General features: G+C 40.4%; 20 protein-coding genes and 5 tRNA genes. 1 reads left to right on the top strand and 24 read right to left on the bottom strand.

The window, feature by feature from the left end:
* Nucleotides 1–8: 8 nt before the first annotated feature.
* From nusG to hcp, 20 genes are all read right to left on the bottom strand, one after another.
* The gene (gene nusG / locus Q7O55_RS01295) at nucleotides 9–545 is read right to left on the bottom strand and encodes a transcription termination/antitermination protein NusG (protein WP_004693533.1); all 537 of its coding nucleotides are present in this window, start codon (nucleotides 543–545) and stop codon (nucleotides 9–11) included.
* A gap of 12 nt (nucleotides 546–557) precedes the next feature.
* A complete protein-coding gene (gene secE, locus Q7O55_RS01290) occupies nucleotides 558–779 on the bottom strand; it encodes a preprotein translocase subunit SecE (RefSeq protein WP_004693531.1) in 222 nt (73 codons plus the stop codon).
* A gap of 43 nt (nucleotides 780–822) precedes the next feature.
* On the bottom strand, nucleotides 823–972 hold the full coding sequence (rpmG, locus tag Q7O55_RS01285; protein ID WP_004693530.1) for a 50S ribosomal protein L33: 150 nt from the start codon (nucleotides 970–972) through the stop codon (nucleotides 823–825).
* A 254-nt stretch (nucleotides 973–1,226) separates the two neighbouring features.
* Nucleotides 1,227–3,464 (bottom strand): nitric-oxide reductase large subunit, encoded by a 2,238-nt coding sequence (locus Q7O55_RS01280; RefSeq protein WP_303927782.1) that lies wholly within the window; start codon nucleotides 3,462–3,464, stop codon nucleotides 1,227–1,229.
* Between the two features lie 336 nt (nucleotides 3,465–3,800).
* Nucleotides 3,801–4,988: an elongation factor Tu gene (gene tuf, locus Q7O55_RS01275; RefSeq protein WP_278458059.1), complete on the bottom strand. Its 1,188-nt coding sequence runs from the start codon at nucleotides 4,986–4,988 to the stop codon at nucleotides 3,801–3,803.
* 180 nt (nucleotides 4,989–5,168) lie between these two features.
* Nucleotides 5,169–5,245, bottom strand: a tRNA-Met gene (locus Q7O55_RS01270).
* Nucleotides 5,246–5,250: 5 nt separating this feature from the next.
* Nucleotides 5,251–5,326, bottom strand: a tRNA-Thr gene (locus Q7O55_RS01265).
* Nucleotides 5,327–5,356: 30 nt separating this feature from the next.
* Nucleotides 5,357–5,432: transfer RNA gene (locus Q7O55_RS01260), tRNA-Met, on the bottom strand.
* Between the two features lie 5 nt (nucleotides 5,433–5,437).
* A tRNA-Tyr gene (locus Q7O55_RS01255) sits at nucleotides 5,438–5,522 on the bottom strand.
* 10 nt (nucleotides 5,523–5,532) lie between these two features.
* Nucleotides 5,533–5,608 (bottom strand) — tRNA-Thr (locus Q7O55_RS01250).
* 447 nt (nucleotides 5,609–6,055) lie between these two features.
* Nucleotides 6,056–6,520, bottom strand: a complete 465-nt coding sequence (gene brxF, locus Q7O55_RS01245) for a BREX-3 system P-loop-containing protein BrxF (RefSeq protein WP_303927778.1) — start codon at nucleotides 6,518–6,520, stop codon at nucleotides 6,056–6,058.
* Between the two features lie 28 nt (nucleotides 6,521–6,548).
* On the bottom strand, nucleotides 6,549–7,970 hold the full coding sequence (locus Q7O55_RS01240) for a hypothetical protein (RefSeq protein WP_303927776.1): 1,422 nt from the start codon (nucleotides 7,968–7,970) through the stop codon (nucleotides 6,549–6,551).
* Nucleotides 7,967–8,620 carry a hydrogenase nickel incorporation protein HypB gene (gene hypB / locus Q7O55_RS01235; RefSeq protein ID WP_303927775.1) on the bottom strand — a complete coding sequence of 218 codons (654 nt, stop codon included), beginning with the start codon at nucleotides 8,618–8,620 and terminating at the stop codon, nucleotides 7,967–7,969. The genes Q7O55_RS01240 and hypB overlap by 4 nt, the downstream gene beginning before the upstream one ends.
* A gap of 15 nt (nucleotides 8,621–8,635) precedes the next feature.
* Entirely contained in the window at nucleotides 8,636–8,977 is a 342-nt protein-coding gene (locus Q7O55_RS01230) for a hydrogenase maturation nickel metallochaperone HypA (RefSeq protein WP_303927774.1), read from the bottom strand.
* On the bottom strand, nucleotides 8,970–9,797 hold the full coding sequence (locus tag Q7O55_RS01225; RefSeq protein WP_303927773.1) for a bifunctional 5,10-methylenetetrahydrofolate dehydrogenase/5,10-methenyltetrahydrofolate cyclohydrolase: 828 nt from the start codon (nucleotides 9,795–9,797) through the stop codon (nucleotides 8,970–8,972). The genes Q7O55_RS01230 and Q7O55_RS01225 overlap by 8 nt, the downstream gene beginning before the upstream one ends.
* 100 nt (nucleotides 9,798–9,897) lie before the next feature.
* A complete protein-coding gene (locus tag Q7O55_RS01220; protein ID WP_303927772.1) occupies nucleotides 9,898–11,865 on the bottom strand; it encodes a penicillin-binding transpeptidase domain-containing protein in 1,968 nt (655 codons plus the stop codon).
* The gene (locus Q7O55_RS01215; RefSeq protein WP_303927770.1) at nucleotides 11,865–13,283 is read right to left on the bottom strand and encodes a CCA tRNA nucleotidyltransferase; all 1,419 of its coding nucleotides are present in this window, start codon (nucleotides 13,281–13,283) and stop codon (nucleotides 11,865–11,867) included. The genes Q7O55_RS01220 and Q7O55_RS01215 overlap by 1 nt, the downstream gene beginning before the upstream one ends.
* Nucleotides 13,284–13,352: 69 nt before the next feature.
* On the bottom strand, nucleotides 13,353–14,225 hold the full coding sequence (sdaAA, locus tag Q7O55_RS01210) for an L-serine ammonia-lyase, iron-sulfur-dependent, subunit alpha (RefSeq protein WP_303927768.1): 873 nt from the start codon (nucleotides 14,223–14,225) through the stop codon (nucleotides 13,353–13,355).
* An 11-nt stretch (nucleotides 14,226–14,236) separates the two neighbouring features.
* Entirely contained in the window at nucleotides 14,237–14,899 is a 663-nt protein-coding gene (gene sdaAB / locus Q7O55_RS01205; RefSeq protein WP_303927767.1) for an L-serine ammonia-lyase, iron-sulfur-dependent subunit beta, read from the bottom strand.
* A 438-nt stretch (nucleotides 14,900–15,337) separates the two neighbouring features.
* Complete coding sequence (hcp, locus tag Q7O55_RS01200; RefSeq protein ID WP_303927766.1) at nucleotides 15,338–16,903, bottom strand: hydroxylamine reductase; 1,566 nt, start codon at nucleotides 16,901–16,903, stop codon at nucleotides 15,338–15,340.
* A gap of 272 nt (nucleotides 16,904–17,175) precedes the next feature.
* Between hcp and Q7O55_RS01195 the strand changes: the two genes are divergently transcribed.
* Nucleotides 17,176–17,901, top strand: coding sequence for a Crp/Fnr family transcriptional regulator (locus tag Q7O55_RS01195; RefSeq protein WP_303927764.1), 726 nt, complete (start codon nucleotides 17,176–17,178; stop codon nucleotides 17,899–17,901).
* 165 nt (nucleotides 17,902–18,066) lie between these two features.
* On the opposite strand, the gene Q7O55_RS01190 is transcribed toward Q7O55_RS01195, so the two are convergent.
* From Q7O55_RS01190 to Q7O55_RS01175, 4 genes are all read right to left on the bottom strand, one after another.
* On the bottom strand, nucleotides 18,067–19,806 hold the full coding sequence (locus Q7O55_RS01190) for an LPO_1073/Vpar_1526 family protein (RefSeq protein WP_303927762.1): 1,740 nt from the start codon (nucleotides 19,804–19,806) through the stop codon (nucleotides 18,067–18,069).
* Between the two features lie 9 nt (nucleotides 19,807–19,815).
* Nucleotides 19,816–20,367 (bottom strand): TIGR01440 family protein, encoded by a 552-nt coding sequence (locus tag Q7O55_RS01185; protein ID WP_120056089.1) that lies wholly within the window; start codon nucleotides 20,365–20,367, stop codon nucleotides 19,816–19,818.
* A gap of 171 nt (nucleotides 20,368–20,538) precedes the next feature.
* Nucleotides 20,539–21,099, bottom strand: coding sequence for a Fe-S-containing hydro-lyase (locus Q7O55_RS01180; protein ID WP_004695073.1), 561 nt, complete (start codon nucleotides 21,097–21,099; stop codon nucleotides 20,539–20,541).
* A 19-nt stretch (nucleotides 21,100–21,118) separates the two neighbouring features.
* Nucleotides 21,119–21,961, bottom strand: coding sequence for a fumarate hydratase (locus Q7O55_RS01175; RefSeq protein WP_004695072.1), 843 nt, complete (start codon nucleotides 21,959–21,961; stop codon nucleotides 21,119–21,121).
* Between the last annotated feature and the right edge of the window lie 324 nt (nucleotides 21,962–22,285).

Raw genomic sequence — 22,285 nt, 5'->3', positions numbered from 1 at the left:
TTTATATATTAAAGAGCTTTCTCAACTTGAGAGAACTCTAACTCTACCTCGGTATCTCGATTGAACATTTCTACGCTAAGTTTCAATGTTCCTTTTTCAGGGTTAAGTTCGGTAATAACACCTAGTTTATCTTCAAAGGCACCGGACGTAATGCGAACCGTTTCACCAACTTCTACATCAACGTTAATGGTTGGTTTCTTATCCAAGCCCTGAGACTTAAGTATATGTTCTACTTCGGAATCAGAAAGTGGAACTGGTTTTGTAGCAGAGCCAACGAAACCTGTTACACCTGGCGTGTTGCGTACAACATACCAAGAACGGTCATTAACTTCCATTTCCACCAATACATACCCAGGAAATATCTTACGTTTTACTACTTTTTTAACCCCATCTTTTTCATCTATTTCGTCTTCAAGAGGCACCAAAATTCGGCTGATCACATCTTGTAGCCCCATAGATTGAACTTTAAGTTCAAGAGTGGTTTTTACTTTATTTTCGTAGCCTGAATAGGTATGAATTACATACCACTTCTTATCTGCTTCCATATAATGGCCCCCTTATCCAACAAAGTGCAACAACGTATTAAAAAGTTGGGCAAAGAGTCCATCAAGCACAGAAATAATCAAAGCGATGAATATGGTCACTAAGAATACTACAATTGTGTAATTGATAAGCTCTTTTTTTGTTGGCCAGACTACTTTTTTTAGTTCAGCTTTCACACCGCGGAAGAATTTTCCAAATCCACCACGCTGCTGCACTGCTGAGTTAGACTTTGCCATTGTGTTTCACATCCTCAAATCAACAGGTAATGAATGATAAGAATTATTTTGTTTCACGGTGTAATGTATGTTTACCGCAGAATTTGCAATATTTCATCATTTCAATACGATCAGGATTGTTCTTTTTATTCTTGTTCGTTTGATAGTTGCGTTGTTTGCAATCTGTGCAAGCTAAAGTAATGGCATTACGCATCCGGATACACCTCGCTTTATATTTACTAAATCTGTCTCTTGTACTCGAAAACGCTCGACTACATACTAAAAAACTATATCATACGTAGCAAGCGATGTCAAGAAATTAAGCAACTCAAAAAAGCCAGGCACGTATGCCTGACATGGATAGTATAACAGACAATGGCGCCCCTTGTCTACCCAAAGAACGCCATGTCATGTTAGCTTATATGTCTATATATTATATTTACATATTTACTATTACTGCTTCATTTATTACTGTTTCTTTGTGAAAGTTACTTTCACGATTTGCCAGAAGAAGGCCAATGCCCCCAATATCATGATGGTATCCCCTACCATACGAAGCCAACGCAAATTTTGTAACAATGGTTGTTGCATAAACTCTTCGCTGCGAGCGAGCCATAAGCCTTGTGTAACACTTGCCCAACTTTGAATCAAGCCGATTGGCAATAGGCTGATAAGAACCATTAACGCAAGGCCCCAGTTCAATGCCCAGAAACCGAATTTCATCAATTTGTCGTTAAATTCTACTTCAGGTCGAATATAACGAGCGATGAGGAATACAAAGCCTAAACTCAAGAACCCGTATACGCCGAACAATGCCGTATGAGCATGAACAGCTGTTGTATTTAGACCTTGAATATAGAACAAGGAAACCGGCATATTGATTAAGAAACCGAAGATACCGGCCCCTACCAAGTTCCAGAAGGACACCGCAATAAAGCAATATACAGGCCATTTTAAGCGATGCATCCACGGTGCACTATGAAGGCGTGTATAATTTTCAAACGCTTCATAACCTAAAAGTACAAGAGGCACTACTTCCAATGCGGAGAAAGATGCCCCTGTGGCCACGATAGTTGATGTAACACCGGTGAAATAAAGGTGATGGAATGTACCAGGGATCCCGCCGATAAGGTAAATGGCACCAGACGAAATCGCTGCTACTGTACCAGCACGATAGGATACGAGACCAAGTGTTACAAAAATAAAGGCCATCAACGTAGTAGAGAACACTTCAAAGAAGCCTTCTACCCAAAGGTGAATAACCCACCAGCGCCAGTATTCCATGATTGCCAAGTGGCTGTGTTCCCCGTAGAAAAGACCTGGACCATAGAAAATACCGACCATCACAACGGAGAAAATAAAGGCGGCAATAAGGTTTTTATCCCCTTTGTTTTTGAAAGCACCAATGATGCTGCGCACCATGAGCACAAGCCAAAATAAAATACCGATATATTCAATCCATTGCCATACGCGGCCCAACTCGATAAACTCGTATCCTTGATGACCCAAGTAGAAGTTTAAAGATGCCGGAATCTCATGAGCAACACCTAAATATGTGCCCGTAAAGGATCCCACTACTAACACGACGAGTGCCCAGAACAAAATATCCACGCCCAATTTTTGGAACTTAGGATCTTTACCGCCATTAATAATTGGCGCCAAGAATAAACCGGCACTCAAGAATGCCATCGCAATCCAGAACAGGGATGCTTGAATATGCCAAGTACGCGCAATGGAATATGGGAAATATTGCGCCAATGGAATACCATAGAAAGCCTGTCCTTCTACGGTGTAGTGCGCAATGATACCACCCATACCAAGTTGAAGTAAAAATAATGCCAAAATCGTAAATAAATATTTTCCTAAAGACCGTTGGGACGGTGTGAGATTTAATTTGGAAATTGGATCTTCCGTAGGCGGTGTTAATTCATGCTCATCTTGTTTGCGACCGAATGCCCACATCCATACGACAATACCAATACCACAAAGTAAAATAATAACACTCACAACAGACCAAGCTACGCTTTCCGGTGTTGGATTATGATCTAACAACGGTTCATGAGGCCAATTGTTGGTGTATGTTGCATCTGTACCAGGACGTTGAGTCGAAGCCATCCAGGTAGTCCAGAAGAAGAAACGTGCCATATCAATACGATCTTTTAATTCTGGCAACGTATTGTCCTTCATCGCAAAATGGTCGCGTGTTTCGGACAATTTAGGATTATCACCATACAGTTCAATAAAATATTGTCCGGTTATATTCATCGCTGTAATACGTTCCGGCGAAAGCACAACAGTTCCATCTTCACGAACAGCACTGTTAAAATACTCCATTTTAACTGCTTCTTTAACAACCGCTTTCTGCACAGCACCTAACTGTTCATAAAGAACACCAAAAGCTTCTTGAGACTTGATATCAAGCATTATGGACACTTCTTTATGCAACCAATCAGCTGTCCAGTCCGGGGCTTGATATGCGCCATGACCTAATACGGTCCCTACAGATTGACCACCTGTAGATTGCCAAGCCGATTGACCATTTAAGATATCATCTTTAGTGAACAAAACCTGTCCATCCTGAGATACATACGCGGTTGGTACCGGTGGAGCTTGATGATACACATCAGTACCCAAATAGCCAAGAATAGAGAATCCGATAATAAGAACTGCTACTACGGCTATCCAATACTTTTTGTATTCGCCCATCACATTACCTCCTTTTCTATAAAAGCACAAAAAGAGAGCCTATGCCCTCCTCATATATAATATACACCAATTTTATGAAGAAAGTTGTATCTAAAGTTACAATATATTAAAATTTCTTCTCAATTTGTATCAATAGTATAATTATTCTTTGAATCCTTAATACAAAGTATCTGTCGTCCCACATAATCATCAGTATTTCAATATATTGACGAATCAATTCCATACTTTTAATCATCAATACATACAAAATAAAAGGGACCCAACGGGTCCCTTTTATTGAATCTTACATTCAGTTATATCGCCAATGTATCGACACATTGAGCATATAAGTTTGTATTAACCTTCGATTGCTGTTACTACGCCAGCGCCTACTGTATGGCCACCTTCGCGGATCGCGAAACGAAGACCTTCTTCGATAGCGATTGGAGTAATCAATTCGATTTCCATTGTTACGTTATCGCCAGGCATACACATTTCTACACCTTCAGGAAGGTTTACAACACCTGTTACGTCTGTTGTACGGAAGTAGAATTGTGGACGGTAGTTGGAGAAGAATGGAGTATGGCGGCCACCTTCTTCTTTAGTCAATACGTATACTTCTGCTTTGAATTTTGTGTGTGGATTAATGGAACCTGGTTTAGCCAATACTTGACCACGTTCAATATCTTTACGATCAACACCACGAAGCAATGCACCTACGTTGTCACCGGCTACTGCAGAATCCAACACTTTACGGAACATTTCAAGACCTGTTACTACGTATTGTTCAGCTTTTTCTTTCAAGCCTACTACTTCAACAGTATCACCAACGTTTACTTGACCACGTTCAACACGGCCAGTTGCTACTGTACCACGACCAGTGATTGTGAAAACGTCTTCCACAGGCATCAAGAATGGTTTATCAGTGTCACGAACTGGTGTTGGGATGTAGGAGTCTACAGCGTCCATCAATTCGTCAATTTTAGCTACATATTGAGCATCGCCTTCCAAAGCTTTCAACGCGGAACCTACAACGATAGGTACTTCGTCGCCAGGGAATTCGTAGGAAGAAAGAAGTTCACGAACTTCCATTTCTACCAATTCGATCAATTCTTCATCATCAACCATGTCAGCTTTGTTCAAGAATACTACGATTGCAGGAACACCAACTTGGCGAGCCAACAAAATGTGTTCGCGAGTTTGAGGCATAGGGCCGTCAGCTGCGGATACAACCAAGATAGCGCCGTCCATTTGAGCCGCACCAGTAATCATGTTTTTAACATAGTCAGCATGGCCTGGGCAGTCAACGTGTGCATAGTGACGGTTAGCAGTTTCGTACTCAACGTGTGCAGTGTTAATTGTGATACCGCGTTCACGTTCTTCTGGAGCTTTATCGATCATGCTGTAATCTTGGAAGTCAGCTTGACCTTTTTCAGCCAATACTTTAGTGATTGCAGCAGTCAAAGTAGTTTTACCATGGTCAACGTGACCGATTGTACCGATGTTAACATGCGGTTTCGTACGTTCAAATTTTTCTTTTGCCATTAGGATTATATCCTCCTTCACAAAAACAAATTACATTCTAGCATTAATATAATATATTAACCCTAATTTATCAATGGAATATAAGATTTCCTTACCTATTATTATACCATATATACAAAATCTTAGAATAGTATGTTATACGTAAAGAAATAAAAAAATCCCCACCAAGGTGAGGTTTAATGGTGGCGGCACACGGATTTGAACCGCGGACACACCGGGTATGAACCGATTGCTCTAGCCAACTGAGCTATGCCGCCATGTATGGAGCTAGTGACCGGGATTGAACCGGTGACCTTATCCTTACCAAGGATACGCTCTGCCGACTGAGCTACACCAGCACAATGAACGATCATTCACTGTGATTTTTATGGTTGCGGGGACAGGACTTGAACCTGCGACCTTCGGGTTATGAGCCCGACGAGCTACCAACTGCTCCACCCCGCTATGAATGGTGGAGGGAGAAGGATTCGAACCTTCGAAGTCGAAGACGGCAGATTTACAGTCTGCTCCCTTTGGCCGCTCGGGAATCCCTCCACAAATAAAATGGAGCTGGCGATAGGAATTGAACCCACAACCTGCTGATTACAAGTCAGCTGCTCTACCTATTGAGCTACGCCAGCATCATTACGACAAGATGAATTGTATCACCTAGTACACTAAGTGTCAAGACCCTTTTAAAAACTTTTTTGAAGTTTTCCGTTCACTGCGGTCACCCTTAGTGCTTAATCATAATAACATGAAACGATACCCTATGCAAGTATTTTGTCAAAAAAAATTTATATTTTATCAATCCTCTATAAAATGCCTTGTTTTCAGTATATAGCCAGTAATCAACTTTTATTTACTAGTATATTCTTTATATACCTTTACATAGTTTCATTCCTTACCAGTCCATGCCTGCTAACATCCATATTTCAGGTTTACTAAAATCAAATAATAGGAAATTACAAAACTATATTTTTTACCTAATAACTGTAATTATATAACTAAAAAAGGAGATAGCCCGCTATCTCCTTCTATACATTTATAGTTTTCCCTATATTCAACCAATATGTTCAAACATACATTTAGTCGATTACAATAACATGATCTGGATGTGCAATACTAACTACAGCATGTTTAGGATTATTGTTATGTTCTAAGTACAACTGATCCCCTTCAATATGTCCACGCCAGCCAACGACAATAGGATACTTCTTACTAATAGTTTTTAACAACTCAAATGGTTGTAGATTTAAGATAGGTGCAAAGAATACATTAATGCCATCTAGCAAGACTACTTCCGTATCACTACGGCTAAGAGCACGACAAATAACTTCTTCCGCTAATTGAGGCCGTTCATCGCGAGGCACAAGCAAAAACTCTTCCTCGATAAGCTGCTTAGCTTCCAAGTATTTCCAGCCCTTCTGCTCAGACAGTTCACGAATCAGCAAACTTTTACCAGAACCTGGACCACCAACGATAAACAATATACGTTCATCATCACCTTGAATCTTTTCCCAACGTTCTTTTACATCTTGTACAGTAACCATACCCTTTGCCTCCTCGCTGTGACCTGTCCTATTTTACTGGACGGTCAGATAACATAACGGATTTGATATATTGGTTTTTATCATCTAGGGCAAACTGTAAATAAGAGTTGCTTGCCGCTGGATTTTTATATTCATATACGGTAGACGTCCCCGCCTTTGTTGTAGATTCAACAATACGAGTTGGCATACCATACACAAAGAGCAATAAATATTTGGTATCACCCATTGCGATTCCACGACGTGTAGGCGTATAAACATTTAATAATACGCGATTGATAAGATCTTTTTTATCTACGCTTACACCGTATTCATTATAGCCAATAAATGTGGATCCAAATAATATTCCTTGATGTTTCCAATCATTATTAGGATCATTAACAAAATGATCATTCAACTTGAAACCACGCAATACAAAATCATCAGCCGTAAGTGTACCAGCTTCAAAATCATACACTTCAGCTTTCGGTAATCCAAATCTAGGCCATACTTGTCCACTAATAATATCTACAGCCTCTATATTGCTTTGTTTAATAGTGAAAGCAATATATTCTTTTGGCTGACCAAGCATAGATTGTTGTTGGCTATTACTATTTGTATTCTCTACAGGACTCTTAAATTCCTTTTTTTGAGGCAATGAATTTTCGGAATAACCCTCGTAAAGGAAAATATACGTCTCATTTTTCTTATCACGCCACATCGCATTAGGACTGCCATAAGCAAATACCAATTCCATCCGTGTGCTACCAGGGCCAATGTCACGTACTGTATTAGCGCTCTTTTTCGTACTATGAATATTTGTAATAGTATTTGGTTCAAAGAAGTAAGTCGCCCCTTGGCCACGTAATTGATTATTAACCAACAATTCTTGAGCAGGTCCAGTATATACAGTTACTGCTACATCTTTCATATAATACGTAGTAAAATTATCGCGTACCTCAGTTTTTTCTACATCTTTCGGGACTTCAAACTGATCCCCCAATCGGTATGTGCCGATAGCATAATCATCCTGAGAGCCCAAAGGCGGTAAACTGTTTGCCGTATAAGACTTACCAATATCAGCTAAATTATTTTGAGTGATACTCGGCAAAGGACCTTCGTTCTCACTAGCTGCTTGCCAGAATTGTATAGAATCACCAAATTCAGTTACAGCCATTTGCTCTGCGAGCCATCCAGTTTTAGAACTTTTCTGTTTCGTTTTTGGGTCTAGCTTAACAACTCTAACTGGTGCATTATCAAGGTAAGATAAGCTATCAACCTCACCAGTTCCATCTACACTACCATCATTGCTCACATTAGTGGAGTCCTGAGCTACAACATTAGTGTCATCAGTAGTTTCCACTGCAACTGAATTAACAGTTGAAATGGCAGGCTCTGCTGCATAACTGATTGTAGTAGCACACAAGCCTACAAGGAAAGCCGCTACAATACGGCTCTTCATAGAATAGTTCATCGATTATTCTCCAACTGTGCACGCAACCAATTCAACCATGGTTCAAGACCGTTGTGGGTCGTGCAACTTACTTCAAAAATTTCTCCATTTGGATTTAAATTATGGATATCTTGTATTGCCTGCTCCTTTTTGAAAGGCACATACGGCAATAAATCAATCTTGTTAATAAGGATGGCCTTAGACTCTTTAAAGATTAACGGATACTTAAGGGGCTTATCTTCACCTTCAGTAACAGATAAAACCGTTACTTTCATGCTTTCACCAATCTCAAATTCCGCAGGGCAGACTAAATTGCCTACATTTTCAATAATAATCATATCGAGATCATCAAGATTAAGACCACCTAAGGCATCTTGAATCATCTGTGCATCGAGATGGCACCCACCAACCGTATTAATCTGGATAACAGGCACACCCAACTCATGAATGCGCTTGGCATCCTTTGCCGTAAATAAATCGCCTTCAATAACGGCTAAGCGATAATCCTTTTTTAAATCTTGTAAGGTTGCCTCCAAAAGGGAGGTCTTACCTGCCCCAGGTGAACCTAACAGATTAAATACAAATATATTCTTTTCCTTAAACAACTGTTGTAAGGACTCTGCAATAGCATCGTTTTTTGCCAGTACATTAGTTTTAACTTGAACTTGCATGCCCTAACCTTTCTATCAATCGATATCTATAGAGGTCACTTGTAGCTCGCGACCGCCTATAGTTTGTACGAAATGGCTGTCACAATAAGGACAAATAAACGTATAATTTTTTACAAAAAATATTTTATCACAATCTAAACACTTTCCTTCAATAGGAACTGTATTGATTTCTATGCGTGAGCCTTCCGCAGGTGTTCCCTCCGTAATGGCTTCCCAACAAAATAGCAATGAATCCGGTTCTACCCCACTCATTAAACCTAAGTCTAGTTGAATAGAATGAATGACTGTCGCATCATGTTGACGTAAGGTATCGAGCGCTACATCAAGAATACCTTCTGCTATAGACATCTCATGCATGATATGCCTCGTACACAGCTTCGAGCATCATTGTTGTAGTGACTGATCCAACACCTCCTGGTACAGGGGTAATGGCAGATGCAATATCTTTTACCGCATCATAATCAACATCCCCTACAGTTTTTCCATCCAGTTCATTAATACCTACATCAATAACAACAGCACCTGGCTTAATCATATTAGCCGTAATCATATGAGCACGACCAGCTGCGGCAATAACAATATCACCACGCTTTACTTGCTCTGCTAGATCAGGGGTTCTAGAATGGCACATTGTAACGGTACCATGTGCAGAGAGAGCCATAAGCGCTACAGGTTTACCGATAACTTGGCTACGACCGACTACAACCACATGTTTTTCTTCTACAGAAATATTATAGTGATTTAAAATAGCCATACAAGCCTTAGCCGTACAAGGAGCAAAGCCACCCTTCCCAGCTGTTACTAAACCGATGTTATATGTTGTAAGACCATCAATATCTTTTTTAGGATCTAACATATCGATAAGGGCTTCTGTATCAATGTGTTTAGGCATTGGCATTAGCGGCAAAATCCCATGAATAGATGCATCACTATTTAATTCTTGCAACGCCGCTACTACTTCATCTTGCGTTGCCGTTTCAGGCAATTGCTTTAGCACAAAACCATAGCCAAAATTTTTAGCTGTTTTTTCCATAAATGTAGCATACATATGAGCGCCGTGGTCTTCACCGACAAGTACCACTGCCATAGTAATCACAGAGTTGCCTACTGCTGCAACTTTTTCTTGTAAAATCGCCTTGTGAGCATCTGCTACCGCTTTACCTCGTAATTCGATCATAAGTATCTCCATTCATTCAAACTATTTATAAAAAAGGTGCCTCCTGAGAGGCACCAAAGTCTCTTATTCTATTATATAACGAACTGTCTATAATTTCTAATTATCTACTAAAATGGACGGTAATTGCCGTCCCCGCTTGAACAGTAGTGCCCCCACTTTCATCTTGAGAAACGGCAATACCCGTTCCATCAGGCTTAAACGCAAGCCCCGCCTTATGTAACCAATCACGTACCTCACCATAGGTGAAGCCCGTAAAATTAGGTAACGTTACGGAACCATCACTAGAAAGATTTGGCTCTGGCAATGTATTGCTAGGTTTAACAGCTACAGGAGTACTATCTTTAACATATGGGCTCAATTGATAGTAGCGTACAAGTTGAGACACAATATCTTTAAATACTGGTGCCGCAATTTGACCACCATAAATAGATCCTTTTTGCGGATCATCAATGGCTACAAGAACCACAAATTTCGGATCCTCTACAGGGCCAAAGCCGATAAAGGATGCAATGTATTGACCATCTAAATAGCCACCGCGTTTAGTATCTAATTTTTCCGCCGTACCAGTTTTGCCTCCAAAGTGATAGCCTTCTACCATCGCTTTGTTACCACCGCCTTCAGACACCTCTTTTTCCAAGATATCTACAATAGTTTTTGCTGTTTCCTCTGGCACTGGTTGACCTACTACAGTATTTTCGGTAGTACTTGTTACTTCTCCTTGAGCATTGCTATAAGACTTGATAATATGCGGACGCATCATAGTGCCTCCATTAGAAAGAGCACCAAAGGCACGTACCATTTGTAACGGCGTAACCGCAATACCTTGACCGATAGACATAGTCGCTACATCCAACTTACTCATATCTTCCGGATTATACAGGATACCTGCTCCTTCACCAGGCAATTCAATGCCCGTTTCAGAGCCAAAACCATAATCGCGCACATATTTAGAAAGGATATCTGCCCCAGTTGTTGTACCAATTTCTGCCATACCTGTATTGATAGAATACTTCAAGATATCTAGCAATCGAACTGGTCCATAACCTTCGCCATTCCAGTTTCTCATCACATGACCATTCGCTACAAAGGCCCCTTTATCATTGTACACGGTTTCTAATTTCCACTTTCCTGAAGCAAGAGCTGCAGATGCAACGATTGGTTTGAATGTAGAACCTGGTTCGTATAAGTTAGTAACAGCAATATTTTTGAAAGCCTCTTCCCCACTTTGATTATAATTGTTAGGATCATAACTTGGACGATTCGCCATCGCAAGAATTTCACCAGTCTTAGGATCCATAACGATAACACTAGCATGTTTAGCCCCTGTATCAGCCATCGCTTTATCAAGTGCACGTTCTACAATAAATTGGATGGTTGCATCAATTGTTAAAGTTACGCTTTTACCCTTATCAGGTAAGAATTTGGACAATACGGAACCAAAGATAGCATTACCTTTGTTATCGGTAGCAACGATTTCTTGCTGTACGCCACCCTTTAACTCATCATCAAGGACCATTTCGAGCCCATCAAGGCCTTTATCATCGGTACCGACAAACCCTAGTATTTGAGCTGCTAGTAAACCATTTGGGTAATAACGTTTGGACTCTTCCACAAAGTTAAGACCCGCAATATTATTATCCTTAATGACTTGTGCCACCGCCTTAGACTTGTCCGCATCCATCATGCGATTAATCCATACGAAGGCAGAATCCTCTTGCAGAGCTTTCACAATATTTTCTTTTGACATAGTTACATACGGCGAAATGAGTTCCGCAATCTCTTGGGGAGACTGTTTAATCATCTTAGGGTCCGCATACAAAGATTTTGTAACCACACTCATCGCCAAAGGCTTACCATTACGGTCATAGATTGTACCGCGCGGTGATTGTAATTTTCTATCTACTTGAACCTGTAATAAATTTTTCTTCTCTAGATCAAATGTATCAAAGACCTGCAACTGTGCCAAACGCCCTATAAGGACAAAGGCAACAGTCATGAGAATGGCAAGACACCAAGTAGTACGACTCCAACCACTCACGCGTCGCAACGCTTTATTTAGTAAATTCATCATTTCTCCACTGGACGGCGTAACTTATGGTCTAATGCGTCATATAGCGCATCTGGTTCATTAGGAACAACCCCATTTTGTACCTGACCCAATAAATATTGCAATCCTTCCCCCACTTGCTTCCCAGCGAGTTTAATCACTCGTTCATCATAATTTAGATCCTTTGTATGCACAGGCATCTCCAAACTAAGATCTGCCATACATTCGCCAAAGGCTAACGTTCCATCTGCAGATGAGTAAGGTTTCCCACAGCCTAACACATCGGCAGCACAAACCTTAGCTAATTGCTCCCAGGCAGTGCGCATAATTTGGCTATCTCGGAACTCTCCACTCCGAGCTTCCTTACGAAGCCATTTTTTCTCGTTTGCATCACCATTTTGTACGAAATAGTGAAAGCGCATGTGGTTTTTCACAATCCACGCCACTCGTTGCACAAAGGCCTTCGGATATCCTAGGCGTGTTAATAACGTTTCTGTCATCTCCGCTCCTAGTGTATCATGACCACGATCTGTGAGGCGACCATTGATAACAGCTCGTACCGCTGGCATTCCCTTTGCCACATCATGTAATAAAGCACCCCAACGCAGCACCAAATCCGGTTCCGTATGGGATACAACAGCTAATGTATGGTACCAGCCATCGAATTCGTGAAAGTCCTTTTCTTGGGGCAAATTCACGAGATGGTATAGTTCGGGCAAGATAGGAACCTCTCGAGCCACTCCGTTTTCAACCACTCGACATGAACATTCTGCCAAACGCGACTGCACCAATACATCTAAACCTTTTGCCACAGCAGGCTCTAGCATGAGGCGATTAATTTCGTTGCGCACCCGCTCCAAGGATAAACCAGAGACGCGATGAAAAGCCTTAGGCATAGCCGCTAATAGCTCTTTACTCGGTAAGAAATCTAACTTCGCCACAAAGCGGCACGCTCTAAATAATCGCAATGCATCTTCTTCAAAACGTTCCTGCGCATTACCAATAGTGCGTAATGTCTTATGTTTAATATCTCGGCGTCCACCTACGAGGTCGATAACCTCACCAAAGCGGTTCATAGCCATGCCGTTGACAGTAAAGTCACGACGTAACACATCTTCTTCTAAGGTATCGGCATAGATAATTTCTTCAGGGCGATGGCTATCTGCGCCATATCGCTCCGTTCTATATGTAGCAATTTCGTATTGCTTTCCCTCTAATGTAGCTACCACTACACCAAAAGATTTGCCTACGAGGTCTGTCGTTTGAATATCATGACTGCGAAGAACCTCAATTACCGTATCGGGACGTGCAGACGTCACAATATCAAAGTCATGCGGCTTTTGATGCATCAAAATATCGCGCACAGCGCCGCCTATGATATAGGCTTCATGACCGGCTTCTTCCAATACGGTCAATATTCGATTTGCTTGTTCTATCATACACGCTCCTTTCTGAACTAGTCTAACTTTTATTTTACTACAAATGAAAGCATGAAAAAAGTGCAACCCTTATAAGGATTGCACTCTTTCCGCAATAGCTGTTCCTGTCGGTGTTACCGCAAGACCGCCATCACTTGTTTCACGCAATGCTGCCGGCATAGCGCGACCTATATTATTCATCGCTTCGATGACTTCATCTGGTGGAATTTGGCTTTCAATATTCATCAACGCCATTTCAGATGCAGTAATAGCATGAACTGCATAGAAACCATTACGCTTAACACATGGCACCTCTACGAGCCCCGCCACCGGATCACAAGCAAGGCCCAACAAATTTTTCATGCACAATGCAATAGCATGTCCGACTTGACGTGGTGAACCACCCATCATTTCGACGATAGCCCCTGCCGCCATACACGCCGCTGTACCGATTTCGGCTTGGCAACCACCAACAGCACCAGCAACACAAGCGCGATTTGCCACGACATTGCCAATACCAGACGCAGCTAAGAAGCCTTTTACAACTGTGGCTCTATCTAATTGGTAGTGATCAGCCACTGCTTTCACAGCACCAGGCATAACACCACAAGAGCCAGCCGTAGGACAGGCGACAATGCGGAACATCTTTGCATTAGCCTCGTTTACAGCAATAGCATACGTCATCGCCTTATATGCGATTTCACTCATAAAACGCGGTGCTTGACCATTAAGCTGTGCTGCTTGACCACCCGACATACCAGAAGCAGTTTTCTCAGCATAAGCTATACCGTCTTGAATGGAGCTTTCAAAAATATCTAAACGATTCTCTATTTCTCGAACAACCGCTTCTTCATTGCGATCATAATTTTCTAATTCATAGCGCAGTACTACATCGCCAAAGGAAATATTATTTTCCTCAGCTAGGCGAATAATATCTGCAATTGTATCATATGCATAACTCATTATTCGCCCTCCTATAACGCTTCAAAGGTCATAACATCTTGAATCCCTGGACACTCGCGCATAAACTGAACCGTAATAGGATTTACCACTGTATCCGTAGTAATAACCATGACCGCATCCTTGTGCTTGCCCTTACGGAATACGCGCATCGTAGCAATATTAATATCAGACTCGCTCAAGGCTTGGCTGATAAGAGAAATCGCACCAGGTCTATCCTCGTGGAATACAACGAGAGTGAACTCATCACCTGTGATGGACATGTCATTTCCATCTACTTCAGTAATCATAATCTGACCACCGCCGAGAGATCGACCGATAACAGTCATATGGCGGTTATGGTCATCATACATATCAAAACGCACCACATTCGGATGACCTACATCAAGAGGAGACTCGATGAAGGCAAACTCCATCCCCTCTTTTTTCGCTATTTCATGAGCAATGCGGATATTTTTATCATCTTCTTTATAACCCAATAGACCACCAATCAATGCACAATCCGTACCATGACCTTTGTATGTTTTTGCAAAAGATCCATATAAAGTTAAATCTACCTTTTTAGGAGTAGAACGAAAAATACAACGCGCCATCTTGCCTAGCCGAGCAGCCCCCGCTGTATGCGAACTAGACGGACCAATCATAATAGGTCCTATAATATCAAAAATACTATTCATACATGCCTCTACATACACACAAATAATGTGAGAAAGTTCTTACTTACCTATAGTATAACAATCAATATTGATAAATGTCTATATGCACATTAGAGGCATATTTGTTTGCCTACAGAGGACTATTATTCTTGTGAAAGCTGTTCTAAAAGTTTGTATATTGATGGGACTTATGTTCCTCAAACGTTTTACTAATGGGCACCACCTATTGAGGGCCGACTTACGCGTCGTATGGAGGCATGAGATAGGTGGTTCCCATTAGTAATCTAGTTGTCGTAATAATATCGGGCCCCATCAATATACAAAATCTAATAGATAGCTTTTACAAAAATAGTAAAAAACGCACCTTAGGCGAACCCAAGGTGCGTTTTTTATAACAACAGTCCTAAATCATAAAAGAGAGGGGACGTAGGACTGTGGTTAACAGATTAATAGATCCTATTAGCCCAAGATAGCTTTCATGTCAGCTTCTGGAGTTGTAATTGGATGTAATTGGAATTTTTCTACCAAAATGTTCAATACATTGCTAGAGAAGAATTTAGGCAAGGAAGGTCCGATGTAAATGTTACGGATACCCAATGCCAACAATGTTAACAAGATACATACTGCTTTTTGTTCGTACCAGGACAATACCAATGTCAATGGCAAATCGTTTACATCACATTCAAATGCACCAGCTAAAGCTACTGCTACTTGAATAGCAGAGTAAGCATCGTTACATTGACCCATATCAAGGATACGAGGGATACCACCGATTTCGCCGATGTTCATGTCGTTGAAACGGAATTTACCACAAGCCAATGTCAATACTACAGTATCATCTGGAGTTTGTTTAACGAATTCAGTGTAGTAGTTACGGCCTACTTTAGCACCATCACACCCACCTACCAAGAAAAAGTGTTTGATTGCGCCAGCTTTCACAGCATCGATTACTTTATCTGCAATACCCAATACTGTACCATGACCGAAACCAGTAGTTACTTCATGACCACCGTTGATACCAGTGAATTCTTGAGCTTCTTTGTAGCCGCCCAATTCGATAGCACGGTTGATAACTGCGGAGAAGTCTTTAGTACCATCTTCTTTTTCTTCGATATGTGCACAGCCATCGAAACCTACCATATCTGTAGTGAAGATATTAGCTTTGTAGTTTTCTTTTGGTGGCATAATGCAGTTTGTAGTGAACAAGAATGCGCCAGGAACATCAACAAATTCTTTTTGTTGGTTTTGCCATGCTGTACCGAAATTACCTTTCAATTGAGGATGTTTCTTCAATTCAGGATAAGCGTGGCAAGGCAACATTTCACCGTGAGTATAGATATTTACACCTTTACCGTCAGTTTGTTCCAATAATTGTTTCAAATCATGAAGGTCATGACCGGTTACAACAATGAAAGGACCAGGTTCTACAGTCAAAGGAACTGTAGTCGGTACAGGTGTACCATATGTTTCAGTATTAGCTTTATCAAGAACAGCCATACATTTCAAGTTGATATGACCGAATTCCATTAAAAGATCAAGCCATTCTTCAGCGCTGTGCTCTTTAGCGAATTCTACCATACCTTTAACGAACCAAGCGTCAACATCAGCATCGTGGAAGCCAAGGCGAGCAGCATGCCATGCGTATGCAGCCATACCACGCATACCTAACAATAATGTGGAACGAAGGGATACGATGTCTTCTTCACCTTTCCACAATTGTTCCCAATCAAAGTTTTGTTGAGCGCTGTCCACTTTTGCATGGTAAGCATTCACTTCGTCAATGAATTCTTGAACGCGGCCTTCAGAGAAGTTTACGTTTGTTACACACATGAACAAACCGCGCATAATATAATCGATACCTTCTTTAGTATGACCCTTTACGTCTAAAGCGCGAGCCAAGCCAACTAAGGCAGCAGTTAATTCGTCTTGTAAGTTAGCAACTGGTGCAGTTTTACCACATACACCTTGTACAGTACAGCCACCTGGTGCTGCAGATTGTTCGCATTGATAACAGAACATACTCATTTAAAAATCCTCCTTTGCGAGACTTCCTCGCAATCAAGCTAGATAATATAAAACCTATACATTACACTGATGTTTTATCAGTTGTCTGATTGATTACATTTGAAAGTATAACGTAAAGATGATACAATTTCTGTAGCTTGAGCAACAAATAAAAACTTTTTCAAAAACTTTCCTGACTCCCCTTATGGAACAGGTAGACCATTTAGTCTTATACTTTTATTATACAATAATCATTTTTAATTGCTATAGACTTTATCACACCGGAGGTGCTTATGAAACAAATACTTTCAAACGATATCATTAATCAATATATGCCCACCCTCGTGAAATGTCCTTTATTCAATACATTAGGAGATCCAGAGCTGCGTAGCTATTTAAATAATGCCAAAGTTATCATCCACAGTTACAAAAAAAATGATTTTATAGCCCTCGCTGGAGATCCTATGGAGGGTATTGGTGTCATCCTTGAAGGCAGCGCTTTACTGACTCGTGAAAATGTAATGGGGCAACGGGTTATTATGGCAAACTTAGAGCAATCAGATATTTTTGGAGAAGCACTACTATTTAGCAAACAGCCTTTATGGCCTGCTACCATTAAAGCAACAAAAGCAACTAAAATTATGTTTATTCCGCTTGAAACCTTTATTAAAACATTACCGGATTGTCATCAATGCCAAACTAAAATCCTATCTAATCTATTAGAGGATTTATCTGAAAAAGCAATTCTATTAACCAGAAAAGTCCATTACCTCACATTAAAAGGAATGCGCGAAAAGATTTTTGCGTACTTAACAGATATTTATAAACGTCAACATTCTAACACAATTCAATTACCCCACAACCGCGAGCAAATGGCTGAGGTCCTCAATGTATCTCGCACAGCTCTTAGCCGTGAACTAGGTCGTCTTCGCGATGAAGGTCTCATTGACATTACAGGTCGCACCGTAACAATTAAAAACATTGAAGACATTGAAGAATTCGGCTTCAACACCTTCTAACACTTAATAGCTATTAAATTTAACAAACTAAAAAGTCTCTCAAGATAATCTTGAGAGACTTTTTTATTACATAACACATAAGCTATATAACGTTTTTAAGTATATACCTATATTAATAACTATATAATCCAATTTTTGAAACTATATAGTGCTTAAAATCATAAATTAGAACCAATGAGACAAATCAAATTCTTCACCAATGGTTGCTTTCACATGAGCACGGCCTAAGTAAAGGCCTAACAATGTTAAACTAATTTTAGACATTGGCGTGCTATCGAAGACATCAGCCAAGTCCAATAAAACTGGTGAAATGTCATCCATAATATCACGCGCCTCTTGTCCCCTGAAAGCAGTAGGTTTGCTCTTCATCAAAGCTAAAAGATCACGTTGAACCATAGCATTAGAAATTCGTGTTTGTCTAAAAAATTGTGGCGCCAAAGACTCATCTACCAAGGCTAGTTTATAAAGATTGGAGTTCAAGCTACGCACCACATAACGTGGATCTACACCATGACCGTCTGTAGCACGGAAGAGTTCTTCCTTAGAGAAACCACGATAGTTAAATACAAAAGGATATGAATTAGACAACACTTGACATAAAGTGATGGGTTCTTGTTCTTCTTGCGTACAGCGTAAGTAGTCCAGCTGGCGATAGAAAGAATCATTTCGAGGCAAATCAGAGATAAATGGCTCAATATATTTTTCCACATAATGTTGGAAGTGAATCAATCCATAGTTATTAGAGTTTCTAGAATATTGTAACAATAATGTTAAGGCCATAACTTGAAAGTGACCTAATGTTAAATGAGGTAATACACGTAATGCATCAAAAGCTACGAGGTATGGCGTACTAGATTTAGGAGATTGAACCACATCTAGAAAAGCACCTAACGCAGCGGACTTCATCCACTCCGTATTTGTAGCAGCATATGCCTTTTGCATACTCATCAACGCTTCTTGAATAACAATATTCTCTAGTAATGCATTCACTTCAACAATTTTTGTAATATTGAGAGCCGCTAAAGCATCTCTTGTAATAGATTCTACATAGTGTTGCGTGTCGCCATGTAGTACCCCAAAGGAATGAACAAATGGCGCTATAGCCAGCTCAACGCATTTATCTTCATGTGCCGTTTTTGCCCATTGACCATGCGGTTCCTCCTCTTCAGCTAAACTTGTTGCCGCCAATTGTGCTTCAATTTCAGAAGCATCAAACAAACGCGTTTCATCTAATACCGATGGCCCTTCCGCGGTTTGTATTTCGTTTACACCACCTATCATCTGCGTAGCATCTATGCTATCCGCTTCATCAGCTTCAAAGGCTTCCACAGATTCACCCATAGCAATTGTATCTTCAACAGAGTTAGCGTTATTGAGAAGTTCATCTGTAACGACATCAAGGACGATAGTTTTATCCACCAACGGAGTAACACCTTGATTAGCTTGATTAGCTTGCTTAAGATCTGATACGGCTGTCATCACAATGGTTTCATCCCCTATTGGTGTGCCATTATCCGAACCTAATGCTAACGCATATTCTCCTGCTGAAACATGACTTGAATTGGACTTTAGAGTACTTCTTCTATTATAAGAAGTATCTATAGGATCAACTAAAGATTCAACAGATTCTCGCTCTTCACTATCCATAGTTTCAACTGTATCCGGAATTGATGCAGTATATACATTAGTACCACTCATATGAGTAATTGTTACATTGCCTTCTTGCGACTCCGTTGCAAATATAACATCATTATACTCTTTAGGATTATTTTTATTACTTATGTTTTTATGGGATTTTTCCTTTGCCTTACTTTCACCATCACCACCGCTAAAAACAGCATAGCAAACAGCAAAAAATCCCAATGCCACGACGGCTAATACAAAATACGGTATTAGGTTTGACATACTATCCCCCTACATCAATGCTTCATTATATGCAGCACGCTCACCGCCGATGCTCTTTGGCCGAACACGACAAGCGGTCACATGTGCTTTTCCAATTTCTTTCACACAAAGACGTACAGGCACTGCAACGTGTTTCATGTGCATACCAATGAAAGTATCTCCAATATCGATGCCTACATCAGCTTGAATAAATTCAACCATCACAGGATCATCAAAATGTTCATACGCCATCACAGCCAGGGCACCACCCGCATGACGTTGAGGAACAACATTAACTTCCTCCTCCCATGTCATGGCGCTACGTTCCATAACAAGTGCACGATTAATATGTTCACAACATTGAATAGCCAAGTTAAGTCCTTTAGCCTTAACAGCATTGTATATTTCATCAAATACGACCTGAGCCACATCAAGGTGAGAGTCAGTGCCGATTTTTTTACCTACAATTTCGCTAGTGGAACAGCCCACAACGAACAATTGACCTTCGCGAACCTTTGCTAAATCAAGTAATTCAGCCATCGCGTTACGAGCTGACTGACGAATAGTTTCTACAGAAGTCATGTTATCGCCTCACTCAAATTGAATGTATAAAATCTATATGTATATTATCATAAAACCGACAGAATCGATAGACTAAACTCTACACGTAACGGATGAACGTCTTATGATTATGGCTTAACAACAAAAAGAGGCTTGCTAAAGCAAGCCTCTTTCAATCACTCAATGGTGATATTAGATTTTTCTGTAAGGTTTTTGGCCTAATTCGTAGAAGTTATTACCTTCAGTATCGCCAACTACGATGCAAGGGAAATCTTCAACAGTCAATTCAGCCAAAGCTTCTGGTCCAAGTTCTCCATAAGCAAGAACTTCGTATTTTTTGATGGATTTTGCAATCAATGCTGCAGCGCCACCAACTGCTGCGAAGTATGTGCAACCATTTTTCTTCATGGATTCAACTACTTCTGGTTTACGGGAACCTTTACCGATCATGCCTTTGATACCTTGATCAAGCATTGTTGGTGTGTAAGCATCCATACGACCGGAAGTTGTAGGACCAGCGGAACCAATTGGATCACCAGGTTTTGCAGGTGTTGGTCCAAGATAATAAACAAACTTATTTGTCCAGTCGATTGGCAATTTTTCACCACGCGCTAAAGCTTCAGTCATAACTTTATGAGCAGCGTCACGAGCGGAGTAAATTTTACCAGTGATAAGAACGCTATCACCAACTTTTAATTTGCGGGAAAACTCTTCATTATATTCTTCAGTATTAATGCGAATTGATTCAGCCATTGTTTTTACCTCCTATCGATTAAAGTACTACGTGAGCATGACGAGCAGCATGGCACATGATAGTAACTGCAACAGGAAGACCTGCGATGTGAGTTGCACCCCATTCGATGTTTACACCGATACAAGTTGTAGTGCCACCCAATTGTGGTCCAATACCAGTTTTGTTAACCATTTCCATAATTTCTTCTTCTAATTTTGCATAGTCTGCATCTTTATGAGGTACACTAATGTCACGAAGCAACGCTTTTTTGGACATAACAGCTGCTTGGTCCATAGTACCGCCAATACCTATGCCGAGTACGATTGGAGGGCATGGGTTAGGGCCTGCATGTTTTACGATTTCAAGGACTGCATTTTTAACGCCTTCCACCCCATCAGCAGGTACGAGCATAGCTACATCGGATTTATTTTCAGAACCGAAACCTTTTAATTCCACTTGAATATCTACTTTATCGCCAGGAACGATTTCAGTGTAGATGATTGCAGGTGTGTTATTTTGTGTATTTTTACGATTGAACAATGGTTCAGCTACAACGGATTTACGAAGATAACCTTCAACATAACCAGCTGCAACACCAGCATTGATAGCTTCTGTAAGGTCACCACCAACGAAATGAACATCTTGACCAACTTTTAAGAATACCATTGTCATACCGGTATCTTGGCAGTATGGACGATCTTCAGCATCGGCAATTTCTGCATTTTTAATAATTTGATCAAGAACGATACGACCTACTGAAGACTCTTCTGTTTCACGGCCTTTTTTCAAACCTTCATAGATGTCTTTTGGCAAGTGGTAAGCTGCGTCCATACACATTTGACGGACTGTTTTTGTGATTTCAGATACTTGAATCTCGCGCAAGATAATCCCTCCTCAGGAAAATAGTTGAATATTAATTCTAATACCGATGAGATAAATTAAAATTCTCAAACATATGAAAGAATATCTATCTCAAACCGATGAGATTAACTCTATACATAAATCGTAGCACACAATATAGGGGGATTCAACGCCCCACCTATACAGTTTTCTCAATGCTTTTTCGATTTTTGAGAATTGTTTTCATGAATATTTTTGTATATATTTCGGTTTTTCAATAGGCTATATAGACCTTATTTTCTAGTCACTAAAATAGCCCTTCATTGTGATAAAAGTCATAGTCTATCATATATCAATAAGATTTTT

Source organism: Veillonella parvula (genome assembly GCF_945949885.1).
Taxonomy (GTDB): Bacteria; Bacillota; Negativicutes; order Veillonellales; family Veillonellaceae; genus Veillonella; species Veillonella parvula_B.
This window is presented reverse-complemented; position numbering and strand designations above follow the sequence as displayed.

Excerpts from the sequence above, each read along its gene's own strand:
- nusG (WP_004693533.1), bottom strand. The coding sequence starts at position 545 with ATGGAAGCAGATAAGAAGTGGTATGTAATTCATACCTATTCAGGCTAC.
- secE (WP_004693531.1), bottom strand. The coding sequence starts at position 779 with ATGGCAAAGTCTAACTCAGCAGTGCAGCAGCGTGGTGGATTTGGAAAA.
- rpmG (WP_004693530.1), bottom strand. The coding sequence starts at position 972 with ATGCGTAATGCCATTACTTTAGCTTGCACAGATTGCAAACAACGCAAC.
- Q7O55_RS01280 (WP_303927782.1), bottom strand. The coding sequence starts at position 3,464 with ATGGGCGAATACAAAAAGTATTGGATAGCCGTAGTAGCAGTTCTTATT.
- tuf (WP_278458059.1), bottom strand. The coding sequence starts at position 4,988 with ATGGCAAAAGAAAAATTTGAACGTACGAAACCGCATGTTAACATCGGT.
- brxF (WP_303927778.1), bottom strand. The coding sequence starts at position 6,520 with ATGGTTACTGTACAAGATGTAAAAGAACGTTGGGAAAAGATTCAAGGT.
- Q7O55_RS01240 (WP_303927776.1), bottom strand. The coding sequence starts at position 7,970 with ATGAACTATTCTATGAAGAGCCGTATTGTAGCGGCTTTCCTTGTAGGC.
- hypB (WP_303927775.1), bottom strand. The coding sequence starts at position 8,620 with ATGCAAGTTCAAGTTAAAACTAATGTACTGGCAAAAAACGATGCTATT.
- Q7O55_RS01230 (WP_303927774.1), bottom strand. The coding sequence starts at position 8,977 with ATGCATGAGATGTCTATAGCAGAAGGTATTCTTGATGTAGCGCTCGAT.
- Q7O55_RS01225 (WP_303927773.1), bottom strand. The coding sequence starts at position 9,797 with ATGATCGAATTACGAGGTAAAGCGGTAGCAGATGCTCACAAGGCGATT.
- Q7O55_RS01220 (WP_303927772.1), bottom strand. The coding sequence starts at position 11,865 with ATGAATTTACTAAATAAAGCGTTGCGACGCGTGAGTGGTTGGAGTCGT.
- Q7O55_RS01215 (WP_303927770.1), bottom strand. The coding sequence starts at position 13,283 with ATGATAGAACAAGCAAATCGAATATTGACCGTATTGGAAGAAGCCGGT.
- sdaAA (WP_303927768.1), bottom strand. The coding sequence starts at position 14,225 with ATGAGTTATGCATATGATACAATTGCAGATATTATTCGCCTAGCTGAG.
- sdaAB (WP_303927767.1), bottom strand. The coding sequence starts at position 14,899 with ATGAATAGTATTTTTGATATTATAGGACCTATTATGATTGGTCCGTCT.
- hcp (WP_303927766.1), bottom strand. The coding sequence starts at position 16,903 with ATGAGTATGTTCTGTTATCAATGCGAACAATCTGCAGCACCAGGTGGC.
- Q7O55_RS01195 (WP_303927764.1), top strand. The coding sequence starts at position 17,176 with ATGAAACAAATACTTTCAAACGATATCATTAATCAATATATGCCCACC.
- Q7O55_RS01190 (WP_303927762.1), bottom strand. The coding sequence starts at position 19,806 with ATGTCAAACCTAATACCGTATTTTGTATTAGCCGTCGTGGCATTGGGA.
- Q7O55_RS01185 (WP_120056089.1), bottom strand. The coding sequence starts at position 20,367 with ATGACTTCTGTAGAAACTATTCGTCAGTCAGCTCGTAACGCGATGGCT.
- Q7O55_RS01180 (WP_004695073.1), bottom strand. The coding sequence starts at position 21,099 with ATGGCTGAATCAATTCGCATTAATACTGAAGAATATAATGAAGAGTTT.